The sequence below is a fragment of the Kouleothrix sp. 19917 genome (genome assembly GCF_057073505.1).
In genome coordinates this window covers 6,134,344-6,146,650 of the sequence record NZ_CP097099.1, presented here as the reverse complement: position 1 = coordinate 6,146,650, position 12,307 = coordinate 6,134,344, and the positions used below count along the sequence as shown (strand labels likewise).

Here is a 12,307-nt window from a genome sequence, read left to right as displayed (position 1 = left end):
CCATGTCTAAAGGAAAAAAAGCTGCCGGTAGGTCATCGTCCCGTCGGGCTCGCGGTCGCCGCGCCAGATTGCATACCAGCCCATAGTGTCATCGCAGATGAACTTGTGGCGCGGGCAGGGCGCAGCAAACTCCACGCCAGCGACCGAGAAGGCAAAGGCCGGCGGCGCGATCATGCGCTGCTGGATGGCAAACGCGCCGACCGGGCACGACGCCAGCACAAGCAGCAGCGCAACCCCAATAACTGCCACCAGCACGGTGCGTCGGCGGCGGTGCGGATCATACCGGGCGGCGGGCAGGTCGGGCATACGCTCCCTCGCAGCAGTGGGCAGGTTTGCCGGTTGCGGGTTGAATGTTCACAGGTTGCAGGTTGTACCCTTCGATACGGCCTTCGGCCTCTCAGGATGCATGTTCGTCAGTAGCCGGTGGTCGTTTCAGCAAGCTGCAACGTACAACCTTCCAACCTGCCATCCTCCGTGCCTCTGTGGTAATACTTATTCGTCGGTTGTCGAAATCGTAAATCGTAAATCGCAAATTGTAAATCCCCAGTGTTTACGCGCGCCCGATCTTGGGATACACTTGGCATAGCGCCCGGCTGTGCGACGTTGCACAGCATTCATGCCGTAAGGAGTACCCATGACGACGCTGGCTCCCTACAACGACCAGGAACTGCGCCTCTTGCAGCTGCTCAGCAACCGCTACCCAACCATCACCGCCGCGCATATCGAAATGATCAACCTCCACGCGATTCTGGCGCTGCCCAAAGGCACCGACCACTACATCTCCGACATTCACGGCGCCTACGAGCAGTTCGACCATATTCTGCGCCACGCCTCGGGCGCGATTCGCCGCAAGATCAAGCAAACCTTTGGCATCGAGATGTCGCAGCAGCAGCAGACCGAGCTGGCCATGCTGATCTACTACCCCGAGAAAAAGCTGCGCCAGGTGCTGGCCACGCTCGACGACCCGCGCGACTGGATGGCCGCGACGATTGCGCGCCTGGTGCGGGTGGCGCGCACTGCCTCGCACAAGTATACGCGCAGCAAGGTGCGCAAGCGCCTCGCGCCGCAGCTGGCCTATATTCTCGAAGAGCTGCTCACCGAAAGCAAATCGGAACATCAGCAGAAAGAAACCTACTACGCCAGCATTGTGCACCAGATTGTCGAGCTGGGCGAGGGCGAGAACTTCATCACCACGCTGGCCTATGTGGTGCAGAGCCTGGTGGTCGACCGGCTGTATGTGCTGGGCGATATTTTCGACCGCGGGCCTTCCGCCGACCGCGTGATGGACCGGCTGATGGAATATCATTATGTCGCCATCCAGTGGGGCAATCACGACATTTCGTGGATGGGCGCGGCCAGCGGCTGCCTGGCGCTAATCGCGAATGTCATACGCATGTCGCTGCGCTACGCCAACCTCGAAACCCTCACCGACGGCTACTCGATCAGCCTGCGCCGGCTGCAGCATTTTGCCGACACCGAGTACGCCGACGACCCCTGCACGCTATTCCTGCCAAAAGAAAGCGCGCCGGTTGAAAACTACACCCGCGAGTCGATTGCGCGCATGCACAAGGCCATGACGATCATCCAGCTCAAGCTCGAAGCGCAGATCATTGAGCGCCACCCCGAGTATGCGATGGACGACCGGCTGCTGCTGAATGGCATCGACCTCGACGCCGGGACATGCACGCTCTACGGCAAAACCCACCCGCTGCGCGACACGGGCTGGCCCACGCTCAACCCCGCCGACCGCGCGGCGCTCACGCCCGAAGAAGCCGAGGTGATCGACGACCTGCGCTTTTCGTTTCAGCACAGCGAGCGCTTGCAGGAGCATATTCGCTTCCTGTACAGCTACGGCAATATGTTCCAGGTGCAGGATGGCAACCTGCGCTTCCACGGCTGCCTGCCGGTCGACGAGCAGGGCGATTTCATCGACGTGCCGATTGGCGACGAGCGGCTGGCCGGCCCGGCGCTGCTGGCGCGCTACGAGCAGGTCGCGCGCGAAGCATTTTTCAGCCACGACCGCCAGGCGCGCACTGCCGGGCAGGACGCGATGTGGTACCTGTGGTGCGGCCCGCTTTCGCCGCTGTTCGGGCGCGAGCGCATGACCACCTTTGAGCGCTATTTCATTGCCGACGCTGCCACCCACGACGAGCCAAAAGGCCCCTACTACGAACTGCGCACCAGCGAAGCGTTCTGTCGCAAGGTGCTGGCGGCCTTTGGCGGCGATGTCGAGCGCGGGCACATTATCAACGGACACACGCCAGTGCGCCTGAAGAAAGGCGAGCGCCCACTGCTGGCGAACGGCAAGATGATCGTGATCGACGGCGGGATGAGCGAGCCCTACCAGCCGGTGACGGGCATCGCGGGCTACACGCTGATCGGCAACTCGCACGAGCTGGTGCTGGCCGCGCACGAGCCATTCACCTCCGCCGACGACATGATCCGCAAGGGCGAAGACCTGACGCCGCACACCGAGCGCATCGAAACATTCCCGCAGCGCATTCTGATCGCGGAAACCGACACCGGCCAGCTGCTGCGCGGCCAGCTCGAAGACCTGCAAAAGCTGATCGACGCCTACCATAATGGCGTGCTGGTGGAAACATACGGCGGCCGCCCGGCACGCTTCTAGCGACCGACGAATGACGAACGACGAATGACGAATGAGAAATTCACCACGGAGGCACGGAGGTGTTGGAGTTGCAGGCCCAATCCCAAAACCCCAGACCCTAAACCCTCACGCGGTTCGCAGGTTGCAGGTTTACAGGTTCCACGTTCGCACGTTAAAGGCTACTGCCGACTGCCGACTGCCGGCTGTCATCTTGTCACCCGCTTAGCGGTTCTTGGTCTGGGCGTATAGCAATACGCCCTTCGTTGGCCCTTCGGTTGCCCAACCGTTATTGCGCGTAGCGGTGTGTTCACGCGCGGGCGGGTAGGTTCGGGCTATACTCTCCATGCGGCTCAATGCGGGCCCGGGCTGGAGAGCGCAAGCTCGGGCCGGGCGCAGGGCCGCGTGTTCACGGTTCCTCCTGGCGAGCCGCCACGCTGTTAGGGCAAGAGCAGCGCGGCGGCTCGTTGCGTTTCCTGGGGTATAATAGGCGCCTGTGCGCAGTGCTGCGACGCCAGGGGAATGGCGCGTGCTGCGCGCGGTTCGCCCGGCTCGCGCCCGCACGAATGCGTATTCATCTTCATGACGCGGTTTCCGCCCCACGCGGCGCGGAGCCCAGTCCACGAGGCAGTGCAGGACCCATGACAACCACGGCGCATCACCCGGACCAGCTCGACAACCTACACGTCCGGGAGCTCACCCCGCTTCTTTCCCCATACGAGCTGAAAACTCAGTTGCCCATGCCCGAAGCCGCTGCGCGCACCGTCGCGGGCGCGCGCGCCACCATCCGGCGCATTCTGCGCGGCGAAGACCAGCGCCTGATGGTCGTGATCGGCCCGTGCTCGATCCACGACACCGAGGCCGCCATGGACTACGCCCGCCGCCTGCGCGCGCTCGCCAGCGATGTCGAAGATCATCTGTTCATCCTCATGCGCGCCTACCTCGAAAAGCCGCGCACCACGGTTGGCTGGCGCGGCCTGATCAACGACCCCTACCTCGACGGCTCATTCGACATGAGCGCGGGCCTGAAAGTCGCCCGCCGCCTGCTAATCGACATGAACGCGCTGGGCCTGCCCGTCGCCACCGAAATGCTCGACCCGATCAGCCCGCAGTATCTCGACGACCAGATCAGCCTGGCGACGATTGGCGCGCGCACCACCGAGGCGCAGACGCACCGCGCGCTGGCCAGTGGCGTGTCGATGCCGGTGGGCTTCAAGAATGGCACCGACGGCGGCATCCAGGTGGCGGTGAACGGCTGCCTGACGGCGGCCGGCTCGCACAGCTTCCTGGGCATCGACGAGCAGGGCCACAGCGCGGTGGTGAAAACAACCGGCAACCCCGACGCATTTGTGATCCTGCGCGGCGGGCGCGGCGGCCCGAACTACGCCGCCGACTACGTGGCCGAGGCAGCCGACCTGATGCAGAAGGCCAACCTGCGCCCCGCCGTGATGATCGATTGCAGCCACGCCAACACCGGCAGCGATTACCGTTTGCAGGAAGGCGTGTGGAACAACGTACTCGCCCAGGTGATCGGCCAGCACGAGCCAATCGTTGGGCTGATGGTCGAAAGCAATATATTCGAGGGCAAGCAGCAGCTCACCGCCGACCATTCGGCGCTGCGCTATGGCGTCTCGCTCACCGATGGCTGCATCGGCTGGGAGCAGACCGAGCGGATTCTGCACGAAGCGCACGCTGCGCTGGCGCGCGGCTAAGGTCCTACTCCCTGGCGCGGCGGCACCTTCCCCACCGCCGCGCCTGCTGGCAATTTGCTGCATTTTCGCTACCGAACGTATCTTCAAGGCTGCGCGCCGCTCTCGTATTGTGAAAGCATTGTCCCTTGTGCGCGCCTGCCCGATGAGCCGGCTGGCGCTTCTGTAAGAAAATAAAGGACTCACAATGCGACTCGGTTTGCCGCATGCCCTTTCCGCCCAACGTCTTGGGCGCATGGCGCGCTTCTGCGCCTTGCTGCTTGCCTTGCTGCCGGCCTTCCCCGCGGCTGCGCGCCCGGCCCACGAACCGCCCGCGCCCGGCGGCTTTCTCAGCCCCGCCACCCCCGGCGATGCGCTCGATATCGCGCTTGGCTTTGCGCGCAGCCACGCCGCCGCCTATGGGCTGGAAAGTGATGACCTGCGCGATTTCATTGTGACCGACCGCTACACCAGCCAGCACAATGGCGTCACACACCTCTACCTGCGGCAGCGCGCCAATGGCATCCCCGTCGCGGGCGGCGACCTGAATATCAACGTCATGCCCGACGGTCGCATTCTCTCGTTTGGCTCGCGCTTCCTGCCCGGCCTAGCCGCCCGCGTGAACGCCAGCGCCGCCAAACTTGCGCCCGCCGATGCCGTGCGCAGCGCCGCCGCCGCGCTGGGCCTAAGCGTGGCCGGCAAGCTCGTGCAGAGCGCCGGGGCCGCGCCGGGCAGCTACGTCGTCGGCGGCGCGGGCTTTGCCCAGCACGACATTCCTGTGCGCCCGATCTACGTGCCGCGCCCCGACGGGCAGGTGCGGCTGGCGTGGGACATGGAAATTCAGCCGGCCGGCAGCGCCGACTACTGGCACATGAGCGCCGACGCTCTGAACGGGCAGGTGCTGGCGCGCGAAAACTGGACGCTTTCCGAGCAGCAGGGCGCGGCGAGCAATGGCGCGGCAGCCAGCAGCCCGCGCACTATTGCAGCACAGCCCGCGCCCAGCGCCACCGCCCAGCCCGACACCTACGCCGTATTTGCCGCACCGCAGCGCAACCCGCTCGGCGGCCCGCGCACAAACATAAGCGCCCCCGCCGACGCGCTGGCCTCGCCATTTGGCTGGCACGACGTGAATGGCGCGGCCGGCGCAGAGTTCACCAACACCTGGGGCAACAATGCCCAGGCCTACGCCGACATTGATGGAATTGATGGCTTCAGCGGCGGCGACTTCCTGCCCGACGGCGGCGCGAGTCGCGTGTTCACCGCCGCGCTCGATCTCAGCCAGGCCCCGAGCAGCTACCGCGCCGCCGCCACGACCAACCTGTTCTACTGGACCAACACCATCCACGACGTGATGTACCACTACGGCTTCGACGAGGCGGCCGGCAATTTCCAGCAAAACACCTACGGGCGCGGCGGCGCGGGCGGCGACAGCGTGCGAGCCGAAGCGCAGGACAGCGGCGGGCGCAACAACGCCAACTTCTTCACCCCGCCCGATGGCATGCAGCCGCGTATGCAAATGTACCTGTGGAATGGCCCGGCCAGCAGCTTGCTGCGTGTGCTGCCCCCGGCCGGCTCGCCCACCGACTACGCGAACGGCACGGCCTCGTTCGGCCCAAACAATTTCGCGATCACCGACACGCTGGTGCTGGTGGACGATGGCGTAGGCATCACCAGCGATGGTTGCGAGGCGTCATTCAGCAATGCCGGGGCTGTGGCGGGCCATATTGCCGTGATCGACCGCGGCACCTGCACCTTTGTGCAGAAAGTGACCAATGCGCAGAACAATGGCGCGGTTGGCGCGATTATTCTGAACAACCAGCCCGGCAGCGCGCCGGGCCTGGGCGGCGCCAGCGTCAGCGTCACCATTCCGGTGCTCTCGATGACGCAAAGCGACGGCACCACAATCAAAACTGCGTTAGGTAGCGGCACAGTGACGGCCACGCTTCAGCGCAGCACCGCGCCCGATCTCGACGGCTCGCTCGACAGCGAGATTGTGATCCACGAGTACGCCCACGGCATTTCAAACCGCCTGACCGGCGGGCCGCAGAATAGCAGCTGCATGGGCAACAAGGAAACCGGCAGCGAGGGCTGGAGCGATTTCCTGGCGCTGGCGCTCACGCCCAGCCCAGGCGACACGCGCAGCACCGACCGCGCGCTGGGCGCGTATGCCGTCGCCGCGCTTGGCAACCTGCGCCGCTACCCCTACTCGACCAGCCTGGCCACCAACCCGCTCACCTATGGCGCGCTGGCGCAGCCAGGGACGGGCGGCCAGATCGGCGAGGTGCACGATGTGGGCGAGGTGTGGGCGGCAATGCTGTGGGAAATGTACTGGAACATGGTCGACGACCACGGCTTCAGCGCCGATCTGCGCGCAGGCACGGCCGGCAACAATCGCGCCATCCAGCTCGTGATCGACGGCATGAAAATGCAGCCCTGCCAGCCCAGCTTTGCCGAATCGCGCGATGCCATCCTCGCCGCCGACCGCGCCGACTATGCCGGCGCCGACGAGTGCCGCATCTGGCAGGCATTCGCCAGGCGCGGCCTGGGCTACAGTGCCGTGGCGGGCTCAAACGACGACGTGACCGACGGCACCGAGGCCTTTGATGTACCGCCCGCCTGTGGCGTCAAGATCGACCCGCCGCGCGCCGAGCTGTGCGCGCCAAACAGCGCGCAATTGGATGTCGCGCTTGGTCCGCTCTTCGACGGCGCGGTGAACCTGAGCGCAAGCAATCTGCCCGCCGGCCTGAACGCCTCCTTCGGCAGCGCCAGCATCGCGCGCCCCTCGGCCACCACCCTCACGCTCGCAAACAGCGCAGCCGTGCTGCCGGGAAGCTATTCCTTTCAGGTGCAGGGCAGCGGCACACAGAATTACAGCACCAAAGTCGATCTGACGGTTGCCCAGGCCGAGCCAGTTACTGCTGCGCTCCAGTCGCCCGCGAGCGGCGCAAATGGCCAGCCACTGCGCCCCGACTTTAGCTGGTCGGCGGCGGCGAACGCCTTTAGCTACGAGTTCGAGCTGGCCGCCGACGCGCAGTTCAGCACTGTTGTGTACAGCACGACCCTGCAAAGCACCCAGCTTGCCCTGCCCCGCGGCCTGAGCGCGGGCGCGACCTACTTCTGGCGCGTGCGCGCGCTCAACGGCTGCGGCACCGCAACCTCAGCGACGCAGAGCTTCACGGTGGGCGCGGTGGCGCGCACGCTGCTGGTGGACGACGACGCCAACAACCCGGATGTGCGCACCTACTTCACCACCGCGCTCGACTCGCTCAATATCAGCTACGACGTGTGGGACACCACGCAGGCTGGCGAGCCCGACGCCGCAACTCTGGCGAACTACGCGACGGTGCTGTGGGCGGGCGGGCACTACGGCTCCCCAGCCGCAGCAACCGAGCCAGCGCTGGCGAGCTTCCTCAACGGCGGCGGCTGCCTGGTGATCAGCAGCCAGGAGTATTTTTATAACAACGGGCTGACGCCGTTCATGCAGCAATACCTTGGCGTAGCAAACGCTACCGGCGACGTTGGCCATGCCAAAGTTACGGGTGCGGGCGCGGTATTTGGCGGCCTCGGGCCATATACGCTCGACCCAACGCAGATCGACGTGGGCTATGCCGCCACCGACAGCGACATCATCACGCCAACGCTGCCCGCCGAGCTGGCTTTCAGCGGCAGCAAGGGCAACGCCGGCGTCGCGCACGATGGCGGGCGCTTCCGCAGCGTGTACATGGGCTTCTCGTTGGAGGCGATCACCAGCGCGAGCGGGCGGAAAAATGTGCTGCAAAAGGCCACCAGCTGGTGCAACGCGCTGCCCCTGGCGATCACCAGTGCCGCGCCGGCAGCAGCCAAGGTCGGCACGTTCTACAGCCACCAGTTCACCGCCACTGGTGTGCCAAAACCCACATTCAGCCTGACAGCCGGCACGCTGCCGCCCGGCCTCACGCTTAGTGCGAGCGGCCTGCTCAGCGGCGTACCTACGCGCGCGGGTACCTATAGCGGGCTGGTCGTTTCGGCCAGCAACGGGCAAAATCCCGCAGCGACGCAATCGTTCACGCTGGTGGTCGCGCGCGACGGGCGGGTGTTTGTGCCAATCGCGCGGCGCTGACGCCGAGGGTTAGGGAATAGATGAATCGCCGGTCTACGCACTACGCACTACGCTCTTTGGAACGTAGTGCGTAGTGCGTATAGTTCGAGCGTAGAACTGCACCAGCCGCATCCTGAGTAGCGCAAAGCGCATATCGAAGGGTGCGCAATGCCAGCATCCTTTGCTCTCCTATTTTTTCAGCTTCTGCAAGCGCTCGCCAGCGGCGCGCAGTGTTTCGAGCTTTTTGGCGAAGCAGAAGCGCGCAAAGCGCGGCGCGCTGGCCGCATCGGAATAGAAGGCCGAGGTCGGGATCGCCGCCACGCCCAGCTCGGTCGTCAGCCAGCGGCAGAATGCCCGGTCGTCGTTATACCCGAGCGCGCTGATGTCGGCGCTGATGAAGTACGAACCCTCGGCGGGCAGCGTCGGCAAGCCCACCCCTTCGAGAATGTCGCGCAGCAGCGCGCGCCGCTCGGCATATTCTGTGCGCAATTCGGCATAATAATCGCTCGCGGCGGCATGCTCGATCGCCGCGCCAGCCGCCTCCTGCATTGGCGTCGAGGTCGCAAACGTCACCCACTGGTGCGCCTGACGCAGGGCGGTGTTCAGCCATGCCGGCCCCACCGACCAGCCAATCTTCCACCCCGTGACGCTAAACGTCTTGCCGACACTATTGAGCGTCAGCGTGCGCTCCCACATGCCCGGCAGCGTCGCCAGTGGCACATGCTCGGCGGCGTCGTAGAGCAGCCGGTCGTACACTTCGTCGGTGATCGCCAGCACATCGAACTCCTGACACAGCTCGGCGATCTGCGCCAGCTCGGCGCGCGTGTAGACCTTGCCGGTCGGGTTGTGCGGCGTGTTGATGAAGATCGCTTTCGGGCCTTGCTGAAATGCGGCGCGCAGTTCGTCGGCATCGAACCACCAGCTCGCATGCCCTTCCGCGGGCGGGCGCAGCGGCACCACCAGCGGCGTCGCGCCAGCCATGGTGATGTCGGGCACATAGGCGTCGTAGGCCGGCTCGAACACGATTGCGCGGTCGCCCGGGTCGAGCAGCGCAAAGGCGGCATCGCACAGCGCCTCGGTCGCGCCGCTGGTCACGCTCACTTCGCTCTGCCAGTCAACTGCGCGGCCGTGCTCGCGCTCCCATTGCGCGGCCACTGCGCGGCGCAGGCGCGGCGTGCCAGGCATGGGCGCGTACTGGTTCAGGTCGGCCGCGATTGCGGCGGCGGCGGCTTCTTTCACAAAGGCGGGGCCGGCGAAGTCGGGAAAGCCCTGGCCAAGATTGACGGCATTGTGCTGCAGCGCCAGCGCGCTCATTTCAGTGAAAATCGTGGTGCCGAAGCCGGCCACGCGCCGGGCGGACGATCTGGTCATTGGGGTCTCCTGGTGGTGATCGAAACGGTGCTCAAGCAAAATCATCCACAGATTACACAGATTGCACAGATTGAGTTTGATATGAAAATTAGCGCATCTTTGGCTTTACAAAGCTTTCGCAAGCAAGAAATTGGGCTTAAATGAATAATGCGCTCGAGAGATTATCACTGTCTGCGTAATCTGCGTAATCTGTGGATTTTTATTATGCCGGAAATTGCGCTGCGGCTATGGTAGCACAGAATGCGGCGACAGAATCACACCGGCCCTGGTGCGAATGCTGCCAGGGCCGGCTGGGGTATTGTAGCCACGGAGAGCACAGAGATCATTGAGCGAGAAAGCAAACTTTGTGCGCTCTGTGCCTTTGTGGTGAGCAAAACCGCGCAGGCTAGTCGAGATACTCGTAGCCCGGCAGCGTCAGGAACTCAACAAACGAGTCGTCGGAGATCAGTTGGTCGAACAGCACGCCGGCCTTGGCGAAGTTGCGCCCGTTGTAGGTCGCATCGCCATAGCGCCCCTTGAGCTTGTCCAGCTCCTCGGCCAGCACTGTGCGGAACAGCGCCAGGTCGATCGTGCGCCCATCGTCCAGCACGCCGCGCTCGCGCCGCACCCACTGCCACACCTGCGCACGCGAGATCTCAGCCGTGGCGGCGTCTTCCATCAGGTTGTTGATCGGCACCGCGCCCTGGCCGCCCAGCCACGCCTCGACATACTGCACGCCCACGCTCACATTCGTGCGCAGCCCGGCCTCGGTGATCGGCCCGTCGGCGAACTGGAGCAGGTCGGCCGCGCTCACCTGCACGTCCTCGCGCTTGCGATCGATCTGATTTGGCTGTGGCATCGCCGCGTCGAACACCTCCAGCGCCAGCGCGACCATGCCGGGGTGCGCCACCCACGTGCCGTCGTGCCCGTCGTTGGCCTCGCGCTCCTTGTCGGCGCGCACCTGCGCAAAGGCGCGATCGTTAGCGGCGGGGTCGTTCTTCACCGGGATAAAGGCCGACATGCCGCCGATTGCGTGGATGTTACGGCGATGGCAGGTTTTGATCGCCAGCAGCGAGTAGGAGCGCATGAAGTGCGTGGTCATCGTCACCAGCGCGCGGTCGGGGAAGACATGCTCGTGGTTGCGGAACTTCTTGATGCAGCTGAAAATATAGTCCCAGCGCCCGCAGTTCAGCCCGGCCGAGTGCTCGCGCAACTCGTACAGAATTTCGTCCATCTCGAACGCGGCCAGGATCGTTTCGATCAGCACGGTGGCGCGCACCGAGCCCTGCGGCACGCCCAGCTCGTTCTGCGCCATTACAAACACGTCGTTCCACAGCCGCGCCTCAAGGTGGCTTTCCATCTTGGGCAGGTAGAAGTACGGCCCGCTGCCGTTCGCCAGCAGGGTTTTGGCGTTGTGAAAGAAGTACATGCCAAAATCAAACAGGCTGCCCGACATGGGCTTGCCATCCACGCGCATGTGCTTTTCCAGCAGGTGCCAGCCGCGCGGGCGCACCAGCAGCGTCGCTACCGTGCTGTTCAGGCGGTACTCGCGGCCATCGGGGTTGGTGAACTCAATCCGGCGGTTGATTGCGTCGCGCAGGTTGATATGCCCCTGGATGTTGTTGTCCCAGGTGGGCGAGTTGGCATCCTCGAAGTCGGCCATAAACACTTTCGCACCCGAGTTCAGCGCGTTGATCACCATCTTGCGATCGACCGGCCCGGTGATCTCCACGCGGCGATCCTGCAAATCAGCGGGGATGGGCGCGGCCACCCAGTCGCCAGCGCGGATGTCGGCGGTTTCGGGCAGGAAGTCGGGCAGGGTGCCGGCGTCAATCGCGGCCTGGCGGGCTTCGCGCGCTTCGAGCAGCGCTTCGCGGCGGGCGTTAAAGGCGCGCTGAAGCCTGGCGACAAAATCCACGGCCTCGGGCGTCAGCACGGTCGCAAAATCATCGCTGACAGCGCCCAGGATCTCGATCCCGGCGGAATACTGGTGCTTGCTCATGCGCACGAGCTCCTTTGCTATGCTGAAGATCAGGGGTGCCAGGGTAAGTATATGTGCAGCCGACTCAGATGAGTTACAGGGGTGTTGGCGCGATGCACGCGGCCACGATTATACCCGCCGGTGCGGGCTTGTCAATCGCCAGGCATCCGGTTCCACGCGCTTAGCTCGCCTCGTCATCGCGCACCTGATGATCAAATGTCTGCTGCGCTTCCAGCACGGCTTCGATGTGTGTTTCCGACCAGACGCGAATAGCGTCGAGCAGGCCGATCAGCGTGCTGCCAAGCGGTGTCAGGCTGTATTCGACTTTTGGCGGAACGCTTGCATACACGCGGCGGGTGATAATGCCGTCGCGTTCGAGTTCGCGCAGCTTTTGCGTCAGCACCTTGGGCGAAATATTTGCGATCTCCCGCCGCAGCTCGCCAAAGCGCCGCTTCTTGCTGGCCAGCCGCCCGATGATCAGCACCGTCCACTTATCGGCAATGCGGTCGAGCACCAGGCGCGTGGGGCAGGTATCGTCGTACACATTCCAGCGTGCTAGTGAATTAGTTTCCATTTGATACCAGTGTTACTTTCAGGTTACTACG

7 protein-coding genes are annotated in these 12,307 nt (G+C 64.4%); 3 read left to right on the top strand and 4 right to left on the bottom strand.

Features of this window, described 5'->3' with window-relative positions; genetic code table 11:
- Positions 1-6: 6 nt before the first annotated feature.
- Positions 7-306 (bottom strand): hypothetical protein, encoded by a 300-nt coding sequence (locus M1P90_RS24810; RefSeq protein ID WP_483698217.1) that lies wholly within the window; start codon positions 304-306, stop codon positions 7-9.
- Positions 307-634: 328 nt separating this feature from the next.
- Here M1P90_RS24810 and M1P90_RS24805 point away from each other — a divergent pair, with 328 nt between their 5' ends.
- The 3 genes from M1P90_RS24805 to M1P90_RS24795 all read left to right on the top strand — a co-directional run bounded on the left by M1P90_RS24805 (position 635) and on the right by M1P90_RS24795 (position 8,392).
- Complete coding sequence (locus M1P90_RS24805) at positions 635-2,629, top strand: fructose-1,6-bisphosphatase (RefSeq protein WP_483698215.1); 1,995 nt, start codon at positions 635-637, stop codon at positions 2,627-2,629.
- A 617-nt stretch (positions 2,630-3,246) separates the two neighbouring features.
- Positions 3,247-4,317: a 3-deoxy-7-phosphoheptulonate synthase gene (locus M1P90_RS24800; RefSeq protein ID WP_483698214.1), complete on the top strand. Its 1,071-nt coding sequence runs from the start codon at positions 3,247-3,249 to the stop codon at positions 4,315-4,317.
- Positions 4,318-4,501: 184 nt separating this feature from the next.
- Entirely contained in the window at positions 4,502-8,392 is a 3,891-nt protein-coding gene (locus M1P90_RS24795) for a M36 family metallopeptidase (protein ID WP_483698213.1), read from the top strand.
- Between the two features lie 168 nt (positions 8,393-8,560).
- On the opposite strand, the gene M1P90_RS24790 is transcribed toward M1P90_RS24795, so the two are convergent.
- The 3 genes from M1P90_RS24790 to M1P90_RS24780 form a co-directional block, all read right to left on the bottom strand.
- Entirely contained in the window at positions 8,561-9,742 is a 1,182-nt protein-coding gene (locus M1P90_RS24790; protein WP_483698212.1) for an aminotransferase class I/II-fold pyridoxal phosphate-dependent enzyme, read from the bottom strand.
- Positions 9,743-10,127: 385 nt separating this feature from the next.
- A complete protein-coding gene (aceB, locus tag M1P90_RS24785; protein ID WP_483698211.1) occupies positions 10,128-11,723 on the bottom strand; it encodes a malate synthase A in 1,596 nt (531 codons plus the stop codon).
- 160 nt (positions 11,724-11,883) lie between these two features.
- Positions 11,884-12,276 carry a winged helix-turn-helix transcriptional regulator gene (locus tag M1P90_RS24780; RefSeq protein WP_483698210.1) on the bottom strand — a complete coding sequence of 131 codons (393 nt, stop codon included), beginning with the start codon at positions 12,274-12,276 and terminating at the stop codon, positions 11,884-11,886.
- Positions 12,277-12,307 lie beyond the last annotated feature (31 nt).

What these genes read in the sequence shown, in the direction of transcription:
- aceB (WP_483698211.1), bottom strand. Translation starts at nt 11,723, where the DNA reads ATGAGCAAGCACCAGTATTCCGCCGGGATCGAGATCCTGGGCGCTGTC.
- M1P90_RS24790 (WP_483698212.1), bottom strand. Translation starts at nt 9,742, where the DNA reads ATGACCAGATCGTCCGCCCGGCGCGTGGCCGGCTTCGGCACCACGATT.
- M1P90_RS24800 (WP_483698214.1), top strand. Translation starts at nt 3,247, where the DNA reads ATGACAACCACGGCGCATCACCCGGACCAGCTCGACAACCTACACGTC.
- M1P90_RS24795 (WP_483698213.1), top strand. Translation starts at nt 4,502, where the DNA reads ATGCGACTCGGTTTGCCGCATGCCCTTTCCGCCCAACGTCTTGGGCGC.
- M1P90_RS24780 (WP_483698210.1), bottom strand. Translation starts at nt 12,276, where the DNA reads ATGGAAACTAATTCACTAGCACGCTGGAATGTGTACGACGATACCTGC.
- M1P90_RS24805 (WP_483698215.1), top strand. Translation starts at nt 635, where the DNA reads ATGACGACGCTGGCTCCCTACAACGACCAGGAACTGCGCCTCTTGCAG.
- M1P90_RS24810 (WP_483698217.1), bottom strand. Translation starts at nt 306, where the DNA reads ATGCCCGACCTGCCCGCCGCCCGGTATGATCCGCACCGCCGCCGACGC.